The following is a 19493-nucleotide window of genomic DNA, read 5'->3' as shown; positions in this document are numbered from 1 at the left end:
GGAATTGAATAAATGGAAGATTTGACCCTGCGTTATTACGACGCGGAAATGCGCTACCTGCGTGAGGCCGCGAAAGAATTTGCCCAAACCCACCCCGCTCGCGCCGCGATGCTGGACCTCGACAAGGCCGGTACACCAGATCCGTATGTTGAACGCCTGTTCGAAGGCTTTGCTTTTTCGATGGGGCGCCTGCGTGAAAAGATAGATGACGATCTGCCGGAACTGACAGAAGGGCTGGTCAGCATGCTCTGGCCACACTATCTACGCACTATTCCGTCGCTCTCGGTAGTGGCATTTACCCCTGCGCCGCATGCGATGAAAATGGCAGAAGTGGTGCCAGCGGGTCTTGAGATATATTCCCGTCCGGTAGGGCCAAAGAACACCGTCTGTCGTTACCGTACCACCCAGGATGTGAGGCTTAATCCCCTGGGTGTTTCGGGCATTACCATGACAACTGAACCCGACGGTCGGTCGCTGTTGCGGATACGCTTTGCCTGCAGCAGCCAGGCAGACTGGTCCAGTGCTGACCTCAGCCGTCTGAGCCTGTATCTCGGGGCGGATGCCCCCGTCAGCAACCAGTTACATCTGATGCTCACCAAACGGCAGGCGGCGCTGTACATGCGCCTGCCCGGGCAGACTGATCGTATCCGGCTTGACGGTTATTTCTCGCCGGGCGGGTTTGCTGAAGAGGACGGCCTGTGGCCGAAAGGTGACGCCGCTTTCAGTGGCTACCAGTTGCTGCTGGAGTACTTCACTTTCCGCGACAAGTTTATGTTTGTCCACCTCAATGGTCTGGCCGGTATCACGCCACCTGCCGGGGCAGAGTACTTCGACATTGAGGTCGTGTTCAGTACGCCGTGGCCATCAGACCTGCCGGTCACCGATGACGCGGTTCGTCTGCACTGTGTGCCAGTGATTAACCTTTTCACGCTGGAGGCGGATCCGCTCACCATTACGGGGCTGGAAAGTGAGTACCTGCTGCGCCCTAAACGGCTGCAGGATGGACACACCGAGATTTATGCCGTCGATTCAGTCACCGGCTCAAACAGGACTCGTGATGCCGAATACGTGCCGTTCAGCAGCTTCCGCCACAAGGGTGGAATGATGCGCCGTCATGCGCCGCCCCGGTATTACCACACCCGTGTAAAGCGTGGCATCACTGGGCTATATGACACCTGGCTTATCCTTGGCGGGCACCAGTGGGAAGATGACCGCCTGTTTGAGCGCGAAGCTGTCTCGCTGCAAATCACGGGTACCAACGGTCAGTTACCGCGCCGGGCACTGCAGAGCACGCTGCTGGACCGCTGCGAGCAGGTGGTGGATACGCAACTGACGGTTCACAACCTCTGTAAGCCCACGCTGCCGGTATACCCGCCTGCGGAAGACCGTTTCCACTGGAGGGTATTGAGCCACCTGGGCTCCGGGTTCCTGAACATGATGAGCACCGCCGAAGTGCTACGCGGGACGCTTGCGCTCTATAACTGGCAGGAAGATGAGCTGAACACCCGGCGTCTGGAAGCGATACAGCATGTTGAGCACCACCGCCTTCAACGTTTTGAGCAGGGCTACCTGTTGCGGGGGCTGGATATCGAAGTGACCCTCGACAGCAACGGCTTCACCGGTGAGGGCGATATTCACCTGTTTGGTGAAATGCTTAACCGGTTCTTTTCGTTGTATGCCGATATGAATCAGTTCAACCAGCTCACCCTCATCGTTCAGCCAGAAGGAAAATGCATCCGGTGGAAAGAGAATCACAGTCCGCGCCTGCCAGGCTGATAAAGCGGCTGGGCGATCGGCTGCCATATATTAACTTTTACCGCTTCTGCCAGTTACTGGAACAGAGCCAGCCTGACAAACCGGTTACGGGCAGCACCTGGCAGGTACGTCATGAACCGGTACGCTTCCGGCCCCATCCGGGCATGGGCTTCCCGGCATCTGAAATCAAAGGGATTGAACAGTCTGAGCATTCGCATCTTCCACCAACGGTGCGTATTACCTTTATGGGGCTCTACGGCGTGGAGTCTCCGCTGCCGACACACTACATTGATGACATCACCCAGCGGCGGGAAGGGTATGAAGCCACTGCGGATTTCCTCGATATCTTTAACCACCGACTGATTGCCCAGTACTACCGCATCTGGCGGAAATATTCGTATCCGGCAACCTTTGAGGAAGGGGGGAAAGACAAAACCTCGCAGTACCTTCTGGGGCTTGCCGGCCTAGGAATTGATGGATGCACAGACAGCATAGCGACGCCGGCCTCACGCTTTCTGGCGCTGCTGCCGGTCATGCTATTGCCGGGGCGGACTGGGGAAGGTATGACCTCGCTGGTGCGTCTGCTGGCACCCAACACGCAGGCGAAAATCTGGCACCATGATAAACGCCGTGTGCCGCTGAAGAAGCCCCTGACCATGAGCGTTAGCCAGCCTGTCACCCTGACAAATCGTCCGGTGATGGGCAACTATGCCACCGAGGTGAACAGCCAGGTACTGATGCGTCTGGTCACAACCGACCCGGATGAAGTGCAGGGCTGGTTACCGGGTGGGGAGCTTCACACGGACCTGATGGCGCTGCTGCACGTGTATCTTGGGTCACGGCTTGATGTCCGCCTGCAGCTGTGTGTCGACCGTAGCCTGTTGCCGGACGCGACGATGAGTATTCACCCTAAAGCTGGCGCAGTACAGTTGGGCCGCACTGCCGTTATGCGACCGCTGAATGCGGCGAACATCGCCGCGCACCCCAAAACCATAACCATCAATCTTGGCCGCTATGAGCGGGTACAAGAAAATATTCACCGCAGGGAGACCGATGAAGATGGCGATTACCGCTGGTAAATTTCCTCTGGCTGCGCTGGTCGCTGGTATCACAATGATACTCGCGGGCTGTGGGCTGACTCAAAAAGTGACAGACGGCACCGTTGCTGTGACCAGGTCGATTTTTTATAAGCAGGTAAAAACCCTGCATCTGGATATACGCGCCCGCGAAGGCGTGAACAGCAATGCCGGCGGAGTGGCATTGTCCACTGTTGTCAGAATTTATCAGTTGAAAGATCGAAAGACCTTCGACAGCATGGACTACCCGTCACTGTTTAAAACCGACAGTCAGGCTATCAGGGCTGACCAGGTGGCCGAAAAGGATATCCGCCTGCAGCCGGGCGGCGCGGTGACGGTCGATATGCCAATGGAGGAAGACGCTCAGTATGTGGCAGTAGCCGGGATGTTTATGTCACCGGATCAGGTGAACAATACCTGGCGCGTGGTACTGAGCCGCGATGACCTTGATCCGGATAAGGCCCGGGTGATTGAAGCGGACAATAACCGGCTGACCCTGCAGGCGCTGAAAGATGAGTGAGTCAGCCCGTCCTTCGTTGTATGAAACGCTCTACGGCAACTTTACCGGCAGCCTCGACCTGCATCAGGTCAGTGAGCAGAACCAGGTCATTCTGTCCGTACTCGACAACATGCAGCGTATTCTCAGCAGCCGTGCGGGCACGCTGGCGCATCTGCCGGACTATGGTTTGCCGGATATGGCAAAAATTCTGCAGGGCATGCCGGGCACTGCCCATGAGCTGATGGGCACCCTGTCGGCTGTTTTGCTCAAATATGAGCCTCGTCTGAAAAAAATAACGGTTGTCCTGCTGGAGCAGGACGTCCCGGGCGAAATGCGCTATGCCATTGATGCCGAACTCAAAGGTGTTGGTCTGGTGCGCTATGGCACCGAGTTTATGCCAGAAGGGCGGGTTCTCCTGCGACATCTTAAGCAACAGCATTATCTCGACACGACGACCCGCCTGTAAGATCAGACAGCCCGCGCAGGCTCCATCTGTCAGTAAAAGTCTGGCTGATATTGCAGAAACAATAACCTTCTATAGCTCCTCCTTATATGTCAAATGGACAACTGGTCATGCATGACATCACTCCACGTAAACTAAAAACCGGTGGCGATCCGCGCACGCTAGCGGATTATGCCACCCTGCGTGATGAACTGAGTAAGCTGACACATCCGGCTCGTCCGGATGTGAACTGGCATTATGTCGAAAAACTCTGCCTTTCACTGTTTGAGCAAAACGGTGTGGAGTTACAGACGGCGGCCTGGTACACGCTGGCACGGACGCAGCTGGCCGGCTTATTCGGCCTCAATGAAGGCCTGGCGATACTGGATGCGCTGATAAGCCATCAGTGGGGGACACTGTGGCCGCAGCCGGTACATGCCCGCATGGAAATCCTCAGCAGTCTGAACCAGCGTCTTCAGCAGCGGATGCGCTCGCTCCCGCTCAATTACAGCGATCTCAGACAACTGTATCGGGCTGAGCAACTGCTTGGCAGTCTGGGGGAGGTACTTCAACGTCTGGAGCTTAAGCATCTGAGCCAGCTCGATACGTTGCGTTCCCTGATGCACAACAGCGCTGTCCGGCTGGAAAACAGCAACGATACAACCGGTACCGGGTCGAATATTCAGTCTGGGATTGTCCTGCCTGCCACCGTAAAGAATGGTGCAGTAATATCAACAGGCTCTCATACCGGTAGTCTCTCTGAAGAGACCCCAGCGCCAGACAGCCCAGTGAAGTGGGTATTCGTTGCACAGCCAGAACACCACCCAAATGTGGAAGTACTGACGGCAATGCCCACTCAGGTAAAAAAGTGGAAATCCTTCGCTGCCGGAATGTGTACCATGCTGATAATAAGTACGAGCGCAGTGTGGAGCTGGCAATTTCTTCACCGGCCAGACCCGCTACAGACTCAGCTTGCTGCCTCACTGGCTCCGTTACCTGCACCTCTCGCGCCTGAAAAACTGGATATGTTGCGTCAACAATCTCCGTCATCACAAACAATGATAGAACAAACACAGCAGCAGCTTGCCCGACTGGATAAATTGCCTCCTGACTGGAGTATTACTTACAGCCGAAAACTTACAGAACAGGCTCAGGTGCTGTGGCCGGAGCAAGCAAAACCCCTGATACAACAGTGGCAGCAACACCTTAATGCTGCCGCATTACCGGTAGAACAGCTCAATGGCTGGTATAAGGGAATGTCAACGCTACAAAAATTGAGTGACCGGCTGAACGGGCTTGATGAGCAGAAAGGCAAATACATGACGGTCAGTGAACTGAAGTCCGTTGTATTTTCCGTCCGGCAGTCTTTTAACCAGTCCATTCCGGCTGAAGAGCAACTGCGTATCTTGTCCGAAAATCCTCCTGGTGTACCTTTACCTGCAGCTGCGAGGTCTCAGCTGGAGATGCATCTGAAACAACTGGCAGCCCGATACGCTGAAATAAAACGGAATTCACCAGAGTAAAATGGTGCTAAAAATTTTATGAAATTCAGTCTGTTACCGAGATGGGTGAGTGACCAGAGCGGACTTCAGATGCGGTAGGGGTGATGGTGGAGACGTCTGGAGTGCAAAGTGGTCGTATCTGACGCGATGAGCAACTTGATATTCTTAAAGCGGACTATCCCTGAGTAGGCACAGCTGTAACCATCAGGATCAAAAGAGCGATTGAAAAAGCGCGAAGTCGGTTGAGATCGGGTAGCAAGAGGAGAGAGTGTATCACTGTTTATAAGGGAGTTTTCTTGAGTCTGGTAGACATCAGGAGAGGGGGTACATGGTGTCCCCTGCAGGAATCGAACCTGCAACTAGCCCTTAGGAGGGGCTCGTTATATCCATTTAACTAAGGGGACAAGGCGGCACGAGTATAGCCTCATTTACACTTTGCGTTAAGCTCATCGCCGCCTGACTGCTCAAAGAGTCACCATTCAGGTCGATTTTTTTGCAGATTTATCATCGTTTTCCCGCGCTTTCTGTTCGGCCTTGCGCTTATTAGACATGTCGTTACGGATTTGCGCATGGCTTAACAGTGCGAAGATAAACGTTCCGCCGCAGATATTGCCTGCCAGCGTCGGCAGGGCGAACGGCCAGAAAAAATCGCTCCAGTGAAGCGTACCATTAAAGACCAGATAGAGGATTTCAACAGTTCCGACCACGATGTGCGTGGTGTCAGCCAGCGCTATCAACCAGGTCATTAATATGATCACGACAATTTTGGCACTGCCCGCGGAAGGAAACATCCACACCATGGTCGCGATTATCCAGCCGGAGATGATGGCATTCGAGAACATTTCGAACGGCGTGTTTTTCATTACGTCCATACCGATTTTCACGAAGGCATCCCGGGTGGGCTCATCGAATATCGGCATATATTCAAATGCCCATGCCGCCACGCCTGTACCGATGATATTCCCCAGCAGCACCACGCTCCATAAACGCATCAGTAAACCGAAATTACCGAGGGTAGGGTTTTGCATCACCGGGAGAACGGCAGTAACGGTGTTTTCAGTAAACAGCTGCTGGCGCGCCATAATGACAATCACAAAGCCAAAGGTGTAGCCGAGATTTTCAAGTAAAAATCCACCGGGTACCCCTTCCAGTTGCACATGAAATATGCCCTTGGCGAGGAGTGAGGCGCCCATCGACAAGCCTGCCGCGATGGCCGACCAAAACAGAGCCATGGCATCACGCTCCATCTCTTTTTCGCCATCCTGTCGGATATGTTCATGGATCGCCATCGCACGGGAAGGAAGGCGATCTTCATTGATTTCTATCTCCTCACCGCGCTCTTTTTCCTCGCTTTCAATTTCAATTTCCTCATTACTCTCGCCAATTTTTTCTTCGCCCACTTCTTTCATAGCCACTCCAACACGATGATCTTTCTATAAAGCGTAGCGGCTTTTAATGAAATGCCCGTGGGGATGCTCTTAAATTGGCGGCAATGGCAACAAAGGCGATACATCTCATTAAAAGACATTATAAAATTGCCAGCGAAACGAATTCTAAAAGCCAGGCTATGCTGAGATCAGAGTGACGGTGGTTACTGCCCGTAATTGTGCTCGTAGACATCGGTAAACGTGCTGTTACAATCACTTGCACGTTTACAGGCGGAGCAACCCATGCTCCGTTACGGATGGCAATCAACGATAGCCATACTGAACAGGGAGATATTTATGAAACTTCGGCTGTCGGCGCTTGCGCTGGGCGCGACGATGCTTGTGGGCTGCGCCAGCTCTGGAGAGCAAACGGGACGCTCCGATCCTCTCGAAGGATTTAACCGCTCAATGTACAGCTTCAACTACAACGTGCTGGACCCGTATGTGGTTCGCCCGGTGGCAGTTGCATGGCGTGATTATGTTCCACAACCTGCGCGTAACGGGTTGAGTAACTTCACCAGTAACCTGGAAGAACCTGCGGTGATGGTGAACTACTTCCTGCAGGGCGATCCGTATCAGGGTATGGTGCACTTTACCCGCTTCTTCCTGAACTCATTGCTGGGGATGGGGGGATTCATCGATGTTGCCGGTATGGCGAACCCGAAACTTCAGCGTGAGCAGCCGCACCGTTTCGGCAGTACGATGGGGCATTATGGCGTGGGTTATGGTCCGTATGTTCATCTGCCATTCTACGGCAGTTTCACCGTACGTGATGACGGCGGCGACATGGTGGATACGCTGTATCCGGTTCTGTCGTGGCTGACCTGGCCGCTGTCGGTAGGAAAATGGACGGTGGAAGGGATCGAGACGCGTGCGCAACTGCTTGATTCGGACGGTCTGCTACGTCAGTCTTCTGACCCGTATATTATGGTCCGCGAAGCTTACTTCCAGAATCACGACTTTATTGCCAATGGCGGCAAGCTGAAGCCGGAAGAGAATCCGAACGCGAAAGCAATCGAGAACGAATTAAAAGATATCGACTCGGAATAGAGATATCGACCCGGAATAAAGAAAAAAGGTGAGCCATGCTCACCTTTTTTAATCCCTGCGCGATTAGAACGCGTAGTTGAAGTTCATGCCATACAGCCAGGCTTTACCTTCAGAAGAGAACTCATACGGCCCCTCCTTAAAGTTAACTTTTTGACCGTGCATGTAAGAGATGCCCGCATCGATAGAAGCATCTTTATTGAAGGCATAGGTTGCACCTGCGCTCAGCCAGAAGCGGTCCTGGTCCGGAATGGAGATGGAACGCTTGTCAGCCGGTACCGGACTATCATCGAAGGCAATACCGGTACGGAATGTCCAGTTGTCATCCATATAGTAGGTGGTACCCAGCGCGATACGGTAGGCATCACGGAAGCTTTCATCTTTATAGAAGAGCGTGTCACCATTGCTGTTGGTCGCTTTCAGCTCCTGGAACTGACTCCAGCTGGTGTAGGTCAGGCTATAGTGAACCGCCCACTGCGGCGCCACTTTGTTATAACCCGACAGTTCCCACATTTCTGGCAAGTGCAGGCTCAGAGAACCGCCAGTGGTACGGCCGTCGGTGCCCATTGGCAGGCCGAAGCTACCCAGAATCTGATTGTAGGCTGAAGGCAGGCTGCTCTTATAATCGCCATCGAAGTCAATTTTCACTTCGGAACGGTAGGTTAAACCGTAGCGGTTATTTTTATCGATTTCATAAAGGATACCGGCGTTCCAGCCGAAGCCCCATTCGTCACCCTTAAGGTAAGCAATCTGGGTATCTGCCGGAATACCTGCAACCTGCTGTGCCAGACCCGGAATCGGCGGCAGAGCGCCTGAGCCAGCAACGACTTTACCCAGGTCACCCGCGTAGCGCTCGATCTTCGCTTTAGCATAAACCGCATCAAAGCCGACGCCGAAGCTCCAGTGGTTGTCCAGACGGTAAGCACCACTCAGGTTCAGGTTCAGGGTTTCAAGGTCGGTTTTACCGCCATACGCCCCTGCGGCGTAGTTATTATTAAACTCGGTAGCCAGACCGTAGTTAGACGTCACGGAAGCGCCCCAGCCGAACTGGTCATTAATTGGCGCAACGAAGTGGAGGTTTGGCACCCAGGCTGTTGGCGCGATGTTGTCTGCCTTCAGGCTGGCGCCTGTTGGCGAGCGGCCCGAGATATCAACACCCGGATCAACAAAGATTGCACCAGCAGAGAAGGTCGGACGATCGAACATCATGATCAGTGCAGGGTTACGACTCGCGTTGCCCGCATCATCAGCAATTGCGCCTTCCCCGGAATACGCACGGCCAAGGCCAGAGGAAGAAAATTCGTTTAACTGAAAGCCCGCGGACCAGGCGGACGTAGAGACGATTGCCACTGCGACTGCCAGCGCAGTCTTTTTGAACAGGGTTTTCTGGCTCATGACCATAACCTCATTGAGTTATTTTTATTCAATAATTGTTACATACCGTAACAGGAGCGCGAAGTGTAGGGTCTGAGGTATGACATACAAATCAGACCAGTGGCGAGAGTATAGGTCTGACCAGCCAGAATGTTGCAAGTTTGTTTATTAATATTTTCAAACATGTTTCTTGAAACGAGATCTGGTTGGCAAAATTGTGACCATTGCGAATCGTCTGAAAGGGTGATTTTTGTTCTAGATCATTTTTTAGTGTGATATTGGTCACTTATCCGCTTTTGCGCCATTAACGGCTGGAGAGAGCCAGCCCCGGGGCGTAAAATAGCAGCATCGTGTTTATCTCGCGCCTTGCGCGAATACAGAGGAAATTGAGCTATGAGTAAATGCAGTGCTGATGAAACCCCGGTTTGCTGCTGTATGGATGTTGGTACCATCATGGACAACTCCGATTGCACCGCCTCTTACAGCCGTGTATTCAGCAACCGCGCCGAAGCGGAAGAAACCCTGGCCGCGCTGAGCAAACGTGCACGTGAGGTCGAATCCGATCCGTGTGAAATCAAATCCACCTTTACTGACGTGGACGGCGGTGTGAAGCTGGATATCGACTTTGTGTTCGCCTGCGAGGCGGAAACGCTGATTTTCCAGTTGGGTCTGCGCTAACCTCAACGGCGTAATGCCCTCATCCTGGCCCCTCTCTCACAGTAGAGGGTGCACACTAAAACGGTAACCTTCGGGTTACCGTTTTGCTTTCATTTTCGCAGAGGCATTTTCTTTTTCTTCTCTGTGCCTTAGCTCGCACTTTTTCGTTTCCCTGATTGGCTGAATGTAAAAAAATGGTTAAGACTGTTATCAGGTCAGACCACTTTATGTTTGAGTAAAAAATTTTACAGGGGAAGGTTATGAGTCAGGCGTTACCGCTTATTACCCGTCAGGGCGATCGCATTGCCATTGTCAGTGGATTACGTACGCCATTTGCACGTCAGGCGACAGCGTTTCATGGCATACCGGCTGTCGATCTGGGGAAAATGGTGGTGGGGGAGATGCTGGCTCGCAGCGAAATTCCGCCTGAGGTCATCGAGCAGCTGGTTTTTGGCCAGGTTGTGCAGATGCCTGAAGCACCCAATATTGCGCGCGAAATCGTCCTCGGTACGGGGATGAACGTCCACACTGATGCCTACAGCGTCAGCCGGGCATGTGCTACCAGCTTCCAGGCGGTGGCTAACGTGGCTGAAAGCCTGATGGCAGGTACCATTCGCGCTGGGATCGCCGGCGGGGCGGACTCCTCTTCGGTTCTGCCGATTGGGGTCAGTAAAAAGCTGGCCCGGATCCTGGTTGACGCCAACAAAGCCCGTACCGTCGGTCAGAAACTCAAACTTTTCTCCCGCTTACGCCTGCGTGACCTTATGCCTGTACCGCCCGCAGTGGCGGAGTATTCCACCGGTCTGAGAATGGGCGATACCGCCGAGCAGATGGCAAAAACTTACGGGATCACCCGTGAGCAGCAGGATGCGCTGGCTCATCGCTCACATCAGCTGGCGGCGAAAGCCTGGTCGGAAGGCAAACTGGCTGATGAAGTCATGACGGCGTACATCCCGCCATACCGTGAACCGCTCTCAGAAGATAACAATATTCGCGGCAGCTCGACGATGGCGGATTACGCCAGGCTCCGTCCGGCATTTGACCGCAAACACGGTACCGTCACGGCCGCCAACAGTACTCCGCTGACGGACGGTGCCGCCGCGGTGATCCTGATGACGGAATCCCGTGCCAAAGAGCTGGGCATAAAACCGCTGGGCTACCTGCGCAGCTACGCCTTCACGGCGATAGATGTGTGGCAGGACATGTTGTTAGGGCCGGCGTGGTCCACACCGCTGGCGCTGGAACGCGCGGGACTTACCCTCGCGGATTTAACCCTCATTGATATGCACGAAGCATTTGCCGCACAAACCCTGGCAAACATACAACTGCTGGCGAGTGAACGTTTCGCGCGCGATGTTCTTGGCCGGGCGCATGCCACTGGCGAAGTGGATCAGAGCAAATTTAACGTCCTGGGTGGCTCCATCGCCTACGGTCATCCATTTGCGGCGACGGGGGCGAGGATGATCACCCAGACATTACATGAGTTACGCCGCCGGGGCGGTGGTTTTGGTCTCGTAACCGCCTGCGCAGCGGGTGGTCTGGGCGCGGCAATGGTTCTGGAGGCTGAATAATGGATATGCCATCTGCATTTAATCTGACGGTACGCCTCGATAACGTCGCTGTTATTACTATCGATGTTCCCAACGAGAAGATGAACACCCTGAAAGCCGAGTTCGGCGTTCAGGTGCGCGCGATGCTAAAGCAGATCCGCGAGAACAAAGCGATTCGCGGCCTGGTGTTTATCTCGGCGAAACCGGACAACTTTATTGCCGGAGCCGATATCAACATGATTGCCAGGGCGCAAAACGCTCAGGAAGCCGAAGAGCTGGCGCGTCAGGGGCAACAGGTCATGGCGGAGATCCATGCGTTGTCTATCCCTGTTATCGCGGCGATCCACGGTGCCTGTCTGGGCGGTGGGCTGGAGCTGGCGTTGGCCTGTCACAGCCGCATTTGTACCGACGATGCGAAAACCGTTCTGGGCCTGCCTGAAGTGCAGTTAGGCCTCCTTCCTGGCTCCGGCGGGACGCAGCGTCTGCCGCGTCTGGTTGGGGTCAGCACTGCGCTGGAAATGATATTAACCGGCAAACAACTGCGTGCCCGTCAGGCGCTGAAAGCCGGCCTGGTCGACGAGGTGGTTCCTCACTCAATTTTGCTTGAGGCGGCGGTTGAACTGGCGCTCAAAGGACGGCAGGCAAAACGTCCTCTGCCGGTGCGTGAGCGCGTGCTGGCCGGGCCACTGGGCCGCACACTCGTGTTCAGCATGGCGGGCAAGAAAACCGAACAAAAAACCAAAGGCAACTACCCGGCGGCGAAACGTATCCTTGAGGTTATTGAAGTGGGCTTATCTCAGGGCAGCAGCAGCGGCTATGCCGCAGAAGCAAAAGCCTTTGGCGAGCTGGCGATGACGGCGCAGTCTCAGGCGCTGCGTAACATCTTTTTTGCCAGTACAGAGGTAAAAAAAGACCCCGGCAGCGAGGCGCAGCCTGCCCCGCTGCATGCCATTGGCGTACTGGGGGGCGGGCTGATGGGGGGCGGAATATCTTTTGTTACCGCTAGCAAAGGCAAATTGCCTGTACGTATCAAAGACATCAATGCGAAAGGAATCAATCACGCGCTGCAGTACAGCTGGCAGAACCTTGATCAAAAGGTTAAACGCCGCCATATCAAGGCCAATGGGCGTGATAAAACCCTGGCACTGATCTCCGGCACGACAGACTACAGCGGTTTTGCCCATCGCGATCTGGTGATTGAAGCGGTGTTTGAAGACCTGGCGCTTAAGCAGCAGATGGTGGCTGACGTTGAGCAACATTGCGCACCCCATACCATTTTTGCGTCGAACACCTCGTCATTGCCCATTGGTGATATTGCGGCCAGAGCCCAGCGTCCGGAGCAGGTGATTGGCCTGCACTATTTCAGTCCGGTTGAAAAAATGCCGCTGGTGGAGGTTATCCCGCACGCCAGCACCAGCCCGCAAACCGTTGCTACCGTGGTTAAACTGGCCAAAATGCAGGGGAAAACACCGATAGTGGTGGCGGACAAAGCCGGCTTTTACGTTAACCGCATTCTGGCGCCTTATATAAATGAAGCGATGCGGCTGCTGACGGAAGGGGAGAAGATCGAACACGTCGACGAGGCGCTGGTGAAGTTTGGGTTCCCCGTTGGCCCAATCCAACTTTTGGATGAGGTGGGAATCGACACCGGCACTAAAATTATACCTGTGCTGGAAGATGCTTATGGAGATCGTTTTAGCCCGCCTGCAAACATTGTTTCTGCAATTTTGAAGGACGATCGCAAAGGCAGAAAAAATGAACGCGGTTTCTATCTTTACGGCGCGAAAGGGCGTAAAAGCAAGAAACAGGTCGACCCTTCGGTTTATGGGCTTATTCCGACAACCGGTCAGGGAAAACTGTCACCCGTTCAATGTGCTGAACGCTGTGTGATGATGATGCTTAATGAAGCGGCACGCTGCTTTGGTGAGCAGGTGATTAAAAGCGCGCGCGATGGTGACATCGGTGCGGTATTTGGTATTGGTTTCCCGCCGTTCCTCGGCGGCCCGTTCCGTTACATGGACACTCTCGGTGCGGGTGAAGTGGTTGCAATCCTGCAACGTCTGGCCTCGCAATACGGTCCGCGGTTTACACCGTGTGACGAATTATTGCAGATGGCGGAACGGGGCCAGACATTTTGGCCTTCAAGGGAAACTGTCCTCGTAAGTTGAGGTCAAAAAAGGGTAAATCCTGAAGTGTATGAACCTGTTTTGGCGATTTTGTAAACAGAGATTGACTATACTTACGCCATTGAGGTAAAAAACAGCGTTTCATTCACCGAATGGATCAGGCACAATGCCCGACCATCGGGTTTTCTACCTCGGAGCGGTAATCGCGGGTAGTCAACGCCGGTGATTCTGGTTAACAAAAGCGGTGCAATATGCAAGTTTTTATCATGCGTCACGGCGACGCGGCACTCGATGCCGCCAGTGACTCAGTACGTCCTTTGACCGTCTGTGGCTGCGACGAATCTCGTCTGATGGCGACCTGGCTTAAAGGTCAAAAAGTGGACATCGAACGCGTTCTGGTGAGTCCGTTCCTGCGTGCAGAACAGACGCTGGAAGTGGTGGGGGAGTGTATGAACCTGCCAGCCAGTGTGGATGTTCTCCCGGAACTCACCCCGTGCGGTGATGTCGGCCTTGTCAGCGCTTATCTTCAGGCGCTGTGCAATGAAGGTGTCGCTTCCGCGCTGGTCATTTCCCACCTGCCACTCGTTGGCTATCTGGTATCTGAGCTGTGCCCGGGCGAGACGCCGCCGATGTTCACGACTTCCGCCATTGCCAACGTCGCTCTCGACGAAACGGGCAAAGGGGTCTTCAACTGGCAAATGAGTCCGTGCAATCTGAAGATGGCAAAAGCTATCTGATGTGACGTGCGATATGGCGGGGAGCAGAATATGCCTCCCGCCGTCCTGTCAGGGTAATTCTGGCGGCTGCCACTCTTCTACTTCAATCAACACCAGTAATGCGGCATCTCCGCCGTACTCTTTGGGTGCCTGATGAAACGCCATCACGTGGGGATGCTGAGCCAGCCATAGCGGTGTTTGCTGCTTCAGAATATGTTTGCCGTGGCCGTGCATCACGCAGGCGCAGAAAACATGTTCGCGACGACAGGCGGCAATTAACGCTCCCAGCTCCTGCTTCGCCTGCATCTGCGTCAAACCGTGCAGATCAAGAAACAGTTCGGGCGAGTAATCCCCCCGGCGTAATTTTTTCAGCTCAAAGTGGCTGACATCTTCCCGTACGTACTTCACCGCGCCCTGCGTATTGAGCAGCGGCTGAAATTCATCTGAAAAATAGTGGCTATTATCCGCCTGCTCCTGGAGCAATCGCTTGACCGGGACTTCCGTGATTTTTTTGCGCATCGGACGGTGGACAATGATGTCCTGCTTGATTTGACGCGTCCCGGTCATCAGCTGACGGAAGAGCGCCTGATCCTCCTCGCTAAGGGATGTTTTCTTTTTCATGGGTCATTCTCATCTCGTATTTCCGACAGTGTACCCGACTAAACGCATTTTTTAACCTCAAGCGCGACGCGTCATTGCTGATTTATCGCCGTCTTCATGGCAAACTAGCCGCCGAAAATTATGCGAGCATGCCCTGGAGGAAAGAGTGGATAAAATTTTTGTCGATGAAGCAGTAAACGAGCTGCATACCATACAGGACATGTTGCGCTGGTCGGTTAGCCGCTTCAGCGCCGCAAATATCTGGTACGGGCACGGTACCGATAACCCGTGGGATGAGGCCGTTCAACTGGTGCTGCCGTCCCTCTACCTGCCGCTCGATATTCCGGAAGACATGCGTACCGCACGCCTGACCTCCAGCGAAAAGCACCGTATCGTGGAGCGTGTTATCCGCCGCGTTAACGAGCGCATTCCGGTTGCCTATCTGACCAACAAAGCCTGGTTCTGTGGTCACGAGTTCTATGTTGATGAACGCGTTCTGGTGCCGCGCTCGCCGATTGGCGAACTGATCAACAACCACTTTGAAGGCCTGATTAACCATCAGCCAGAGCATATCCTTGATATGTGTACCGGCAGCGGCTGTATCGCGATTGCCTGTGCGTACGCCTTCCCGGAAGCGGAAGTGGATGCCGTGGATATCTCCACCGATGCGCTGGCTGTGACCGAGCACAATATTGAAGAACACGGTCTGATCCATCACGTTACGCCAATCCGCTCCGATCTGTTCCGCGATCTGCCAACGCTGCAGTACGATCTGATCGTCACCAACCCGCCGTATGTTGATGCGGAAGACATGTCCGATCTGCCAAACGAATATCGCCACGAGCCGGAGCTGGGTCTGGCGTCAGGCTCTGATGGCCTGAAGCTTACCCGTCGCATTCTGGCCTGCGCGCCGGATTATCTGACCGACGACGGTGTTCTGATTTGTGAAGTGGGCAACAGCATGGTACATCTGATAGAGCAGTACCCGGATGTGCCGTTCACCTGGCTTGAGTTCGATAACGGCGGTGACGGCGTCTTTATGCTGACCAAAGCGCAGCTGCTTGACGCGCGCGAATACTTCAGCATTTACAAAGATTAATCCAGCGGGCTTCGGCCCGTTTCACAACGCTCAAACACAAATAACGACATCGGAGCCGTGATGGCAGGAAACAGTATTGGACAATTATTCCGGGTGACCACCTTTGGTGAATCGCACGGGCTGGCACTGGGCTGTATCGTTGACGGCGTACCGCCAGGCATCGAACTGACCGAAGCTGATTTACAGCACGACCTCGACCGTCGTCGTCCGGGGACTTCTCGCTACACCACGCAGCGTCGCGAGCCGGACCAGGTCAAAATTCTTTCCGGCGTTTTCGAAGGCCGCACCACCGGCACCAGCATCGGGCTGCTGATTGAAAATACCGATCAGCGCTCGCAGGATTACGGCGCCATCAAAGATGTGTTCCGTCCTGGACACGCCGATTACACCTACGAACAAAAGTATGGCTTCCGTGATTATCGCGGCGGCGGACGTTCGTCTGCCCGTGAAACCGCGATGCGCGTTGCGGCAGGGGCTATCGCCAAAAAATACCTGCAGCAGAAATTTGGCATTGTGATCCGCGGCTGTCTGACCCAGATGGGCGATATTCCACTGGCTATCAAAGACTGGGATCTGGTCGAGCAAAATCCGTTCTTCTGTGCCGATGCAGATAAGCTGGAAGCGCTGGACGAACTGATGCGTGGCCTGAAAAAAGAGGGCGACTCCATTGGTGCCAAAGTCACCGTCGTGGCTGATGGCGTACCGCCAGGCTGGGGTGAACCGGTATTTGACCGTCTGGATGCGGACATCGCTCACGCACTGATGAGCATCAACGCGGTGAAGGGCGTAGAAATTGGCGACGGTTTTGACGTCGTTGCGCTGCGGGGCAGCCAGAACCGCGACGAAATCACCAAAGACGGTTTCCAGAGCAACCACGCGGGCGGCATCCTCGGCGGTATCAGCAGCGGTCAGCAGATTATTGCCAATATTGCGCTGAAACCGACTTCCAGCATTACCGTGCCAGGCCACACGATTAACCGCTCTGGCGAAGAAGTTGAGATGATCACTAAAGGACGTCACGATCCCTGTGTGGGGATCCGTGCGGTGCCGATCGCAGAAGCGATGCTGGCGATCGTACTGATGGATCACTTCCTGCGCCAGCGCGCGCAGAATGCGGATGTGACGACCACCATTCCACGCTGGTAAACATGAAAAAAACCGTCATTGCTCTGCTGGCACTGCTTGCCAGTGGAGCCAGTCTGGCCGCGACGCCATGGCAGAAAATCACCCATCCTGTGGCGGGCAGCGCGCAGTCTATTGGCGCGTTCTCGAACGGCTGTATCGTTGGGGCACAGGAACTTCCGCTGCAGTCCGATACCTATCAGGTGATGCGTACCGACCAGCGTCGTTATTTTGGCCACCCGGATCTGGTGCTGTTTATCCAGCGTCTGGGAAACCAGGTGCATAACCTGGGGCTGGGCACGATGCTGATTGGCGATATGGGGATGCCTGCCGGCGGTCGGTTCAACGGCGGACACGCCAGTCACCAGACCGGTCTCGATGTCGATATCTTCCTGCAACTGCCGAAAGCGCGCTGGAGTTCAGCCCAGTTGCTGAAACCGCAGGCGCTGGATCTGGTGGCGCGCGACGGTAAAAACGTCGTGCCATCGTTGTGGACGCAGGACGTCTTCAGCATGATTAAGCTGGCGGCGAAAGATAACGATGTCACGCGGATTTTCGTGAACCCGGCCATCAAGCAGCAGCTCTGCCTGGATGCCGGCACCGATCGCGACTGGCTGCGTAAAGTGCGCCCGTGGTTCCAGCATCGTGCACATATGCACGTTCGTCTGCGCTGCCCGGCAAACAGCCTGGAATGTGAAGATCAGCCGTTACCCCCGCCAGGCGATGGCTGTGGTGCGGAACTGCAGAGCTGGTTTGAGCCGGCAAAACCTGGAACCTCTAAGCCTGAGAAGAAGACACCGCCTCCGTTGCCGCCTTCCTGCCAGGCGCTACTGGATGAGCATGTACTTTAATGGATAATTTCGTCGAACTGTTTATGGTGTCGCCGCTTCTGTTGGTGGTGCTTTTCTTTGTGGCGATGCTGGCCGGGTTTATTGATGCTCTGGCGGGCGGCGGTGGTTTGTTAACCGTACCGGCGCTGCTGGCCGCGGGCATGAGCCCGGCACAGGCGCTCGCCACTAACAAGCTTCAGGCGTGCGGCGGCTCGCTCTCCGCGTCGCTCTATTTTATTCGCCGTAAGGTCGTCAGTCTGGCTGACCAGAAGCTCAATATCCTGATGACCTTTATTGGTTCGACCTCGGGTGCACTGCTGGTTCAGCATGTACAGTCCGATATTCTGCGCCAGATCCTCCCCATTCTGGTTATCTGCATCGGTCTCTACTTTTTGTTGATGCCAAAGCTCGGGGAAGAAGACCGGCAGCGACGTCTGCATGGCCTGCCGTTCGCTCTTATCGCGGGTGGCTGCGTCGGGTTTTACGATGGCTTCTTTGGCCCCGGAGCAGGCTCGTTCTATGCCCTTGCGTTCGTGACGCTGGCCGGCTTTAATCTCGCTAAATCCACCGCCCACGCCAAAGTGCTCAATGCGACGTCAAACGTCGGCGGCCTGCTGCTGTTTATCATTGGTGGCAAAGTTATCTGGGCAACCGGATTTGTGATGATGGCAGGGCAGTTTTTAGGCGCACGCGCGGGCTCGCGTCTGGTATTAAGCAAAGGACAGAAGCTCATTCGCCCGATGATTGTTGTCGTCTCAGCGGTCATGAGTGCCAAACTGCTTTATGACAGCCATGGACAAGAGATCCTCACCTGGCTGGGAATGAATTAATGAACACAACCCATAAATACGAACAGCTGATTGAGATTTTTGATGGCTGTTTTGCTGATGATTTTAATACCCGTCTGATTAAAGGCGACGACGAACCGATCTATCTTCCTGCTGATGCGGACGTGCCGTATAACCGTATCGTGTTCGCGCACGGCTTTTACGCCAGCGGGTTACACGAGATTTCGCACTGGTGTATAGCGGGGAAAGCGCGTCGTGAGCAGGTGGACTTCGGCTACTGGTATTGTCCGGACGGCCGTGACGCCGCCACGCAGAGCCAGTTTGAAGATGTGGAGGTGAAACCGCAGGCGCTGGAATGGTTATTCTGTGTGGCGGCAGGTTTCCCGTTCAACGTCAGCTGTGACAACCTCGAAGGAGAGGTCGAGCCAGACCGTATTGTCTTCCAGCGCCGCGTTCATGCGCAGGTGATGGAGTATCTTGAGAAAGGCATCCCGGAACGTCCGGCGCGCCTGATCGAGGCCTTACAGAATTATTACCACACGCCGGAGATCACGGCGGAATGCTTCCCTTGGCCGGAAGATCTTTAACAGAGGAAAGAAGATGATCGCAGAATTTGAATCACGCATTCTGGCGTTAATTGATGACATGGTGGAACACGCCAGTGATGATGAGCTGTTCGCCAGCGGTTATCTGCGTGGTCACCTGACGCTGGCTGTCGCTGAGCTGGAAGCAGGGGACGATCACTCTGCCGAGGCCATTCATGATGAAGTGAGCCGCAGCCTGGAGAAAGCGATCCAGGCAGGGGAACTCTCTCCGCGTGACCAGTCATTAGTGCTGGGTATGTGGGACACCCTGTTCCAGCAGGCAAAAGCCAGGTAGTCAT

Annotated in this window: 19 protein-coding genes and 1 tRNA gene; 16 read left to right on the top strand and 4 right to left on the bottom strand. The window is 54.5% G+C overall.

Annotated elements, in window-relative coordinates:
• The first annotated feature begins 12 nt into the window (after positions 1-12).
• The 5 genes from tssF to AM379_RS01180 all read left to right on the top strand — a co-directional run bounded on the left by tssF (position 13) and on the right by AM379_RS01180 (position 5295).
• Positions 13-1776 carry a type VI secretion system baseplate subunit TssF gene (gene tssF, locus AM379_RS01200; protein WP_032678628.1) on the top strand — a complete coding sequence of 588 codons (1764 nt, stop codon included), beginning with the start codon at positions 13-15 and terminating at the stop codon, positions 1774-1776.
• Positions 1731-2834, top strand: a complete 1104-nt coding sequence (gene tssG, locus AM379_RS01195) for a type VI secretion system baseplate subunit TssG (protein WP_032678627.1) — start codon at positions 1731-1733, stop codon at positions 2832-2834. Before tssF ends, tssG begins: the two co-directional genes overlap by 46 nt.
• Complete coding sequence (gene tssJ, locus AM379_RS01190; protein ID WP_181006732.1) at positions 2815-3351, top strand: type VI secretion system lipoprotein TssJ; 537 nt, start codon at positions 2815-2817, stop codon at positions 3349-3351. Before tssG ends, tssJ begins: the two co-directional genes overlap by 20 nt.
• Positions 3344-3796: a type VI secretion system baseplate subunit TssE gene (gene tssE, locus AM379_RS01185; RefSeq protein WP_032678625.1), complete on the top strand. Its 453-nt coding sequence runs from the start codon at positions 3344-3346 to the stop codon at positions 3794-3796. Before tssJ ends, tssE begins: the two co-directional genes overlap by 8 nt.
• 107 nt (positions 3797-3903) lie before the next feature.
• A complete protein-coding gene (locus AM379_RS01180) occupies positions 3904-5295 on the top strand; it encodes a VasL domain-containing protein (RefSeq protein WP_032678624.1) in 1392 nt (463 codons plus the stop codon).
• 308 nt (positions 5296-5603) lie between these two features.
• Here AM379_RS01180 and AM379_RS01175 read toward each other — a convergent pair.
• Positions 5604-5678 (bottom strand) — tRNA-Arg (locus AM379_RS01175).
• 75 nt (positions 5679-5753) lie between these two features.
• On the bottom strand, positions 5754-6683 hold the full coding sequence (locus AM379_RS01170) for a formate/nitrite transporter family protein (RefSeq protein ID WP_020883107.1): 930 nt from the start codon (positions 6681-6683) through the stop codon (positions 5754-5756).
• Between the two features lie 315 nt (positions 6684-6998).
• On the opposite strand from AM379_RS01170, the gene mlaA reads away from it, so the two are divergent.
• On the top strand, positions 6999-7751 hold the full coding sequence (gene mlaA, locus AM379_RS01165; protein ID WP_020883108.1) for a phospholipid-binding lipoprotein MlaA: 753 nt from the start codon (positions 6999-7001) through the stop codon (positions 7749-7751).
• 63 nt (positions 7752-7814) lie between these two features.
• On the opposite strand, the gene fadL is transcribed toward mlaA, so the two are convergent.
• Positions 7815-9143 carry a long-chain fatty acid transporter FadL gene (gene fadL / locus AM379_RS01160; RefSeq protein ID WP_020883109.1) on the bottom strand — a complete coding sequence of 443 codons (1329 nt, stop codon included), beginning with the start codon at positions 9141-9143 and terminating at the stop codon, positions 7815-7817.
• Between the two features lie 372 nt (positions 9144-9515).
• Between fadL and AM379_RS01150 the strand changes: the two genes are divergently transcribed.
• The 4 genes from AM379_RS01150 (at position 9516) to sixA (ending at position 14192) form a co-directional block, all read left to right on the top strand.
• Entirely contained in the window at positions 9516-9800 is a 285-nt protein-coding gene (locus AM379_RS01150) for a YfcZ/YiiS family protein (protein WP_014171053.1), read from the top strand.
• A gap of 239 nt (positions 9801-10039) precedes the next feature.
• Entirely contained in the window at positions 10040-11350 is a 1311-nt protein-coding gene (fadI, locus tag AM379_RS01145) for an acetyl-CoA C-acyltransferase FadI (protein WP_032678623.1), read from the top strand.
• Entirely contained in the window at positions 11350-13497 is a 2148-nt protein-coding gene (gene fadJ / locus AM379_RS01140) for a fatty acid oxidation complex subunit alpha FadJ (RefSeq protein ID WP_106503370.1), read from the top strand. Before fadI ends, fadJ begins: the two co-directional genes overlap by 1 nt.
• 209 nt (positions 13498-13706) lie before the next feature.
• Entirely contained in the window at positions 13707-14192 is a 486-nt protein-coding gene (gene sixA, locus AM379_RS01135) for a phosphohistidine phosphatase SixA (RefSeq protein WP_014171048.1), read from the top strand.
• Between the two features lie 48 nt (positions 14193-14240).
• Here sixA and smrB read toward each other — a convergent pair whose 3' ends face one another.
• On the bottom strand, positions 14241-14792 hold the full coding sequence (smrB, locus tag AM379_RS01130; protein WP_014171047.1) for an endonuclease SmrB: 552 nt from the start codon (positions 14790-14792) through the stop codon (positions 14241-14243).
• Between the two features lie 145 nt (positions 14793-14937).
• Between smrB and prmB the strand changes: the two genes are divergently transcribed.
• From prmB to AM379_RS01100, 6 genes are read left to right on the top strand one after another with little or no spacing between them, the layout of a single operon-like run.
• Entirely contained in the window at positions 14938-15870 is a 933-nt protein-coding gene (prmB, locus tag AM379_RS01125) for a 50S ribosomal protein L3 N(5)-glutamine methyltransferase (RefSeq protein WP_014171046.1), read from the top strand.
• Positions 15871-15930: 60 nt separating this feature from the next.
• Positions 15931-17016: a chorismate synthase gene (gene aroC, locus AM379_RS01120; RefSeq protein ID WP_025203566.1), complete on the top strand. Its 1086-nt coding sequence runs from the start codon at positions 15931-15933 to the stop codon at positions 17014-17016.
• Positions 17017-17018: 2 nt separating this feature from the next.
• A complete protein-coding gene (gene mepA, locus AM379_RS01115; RefSeq protein ID WP_014171044.1) occupies positions 17019-17843 on the top strand; it encodes a penicillin-insensitive murein endopeptidase in 825 nt (274 codons plus the stop codon).
• Positions 17843-18652 carry a sulfite exporter TauE/SafE family protein gene (locus AM379_RS01110; RefSeq protein WP_014171043.1) on the top strand — a complete coding sequence of 270 codons (810 nt, stop codon included), beginning with the start codon at positions 17843-17845 and terminating at the stop codon, positions 18650-18652. The genes mepA and AM379_RS01110 overlap by 1 nt, the downstream gene beginning before the upstream one ends.
• Positions 18652-19197, top strand: a complete 546-nt coding sequence (locus tag AM379_RS01105; RefSeq protein ID WP_020883114.1) for an elongation factor P hydroxylase — start codon at positions 18652-18654, stop codon at positions 19195-19197. Before AM379_RS01110 ends, AM379_RS01105 begins: the two co-directional genes overlap by 1 nt.
• A gap of 13 nt (positions 19198-19210) precedes the next feature.
• A complete protein-coding gene (locus AM379_RS01100) occupies positions 19211-19489 on the top strand; it encodes a YfcL family protein (protein WP_020883115.1) in 279 nt (92 codons plus the stop codon).
• Positions 19490-19493: the final 4 nt, after the last annotated feature.

The organism is Enterobacter cloacae complex sp. FDA-CDC-AR_0132, from assembly GCF_003010695.1.
GTDB classification, from domain to species: Bacteria; Pseudomonadota; Gammaproteobacteria; order Enterobacterales; family Enterobacteriaceae; genus Enterobacter; species Enterobacter ludwigii.
This window is presented reverse-complemented; position numbering and strand designations above follow the sequence as displayed.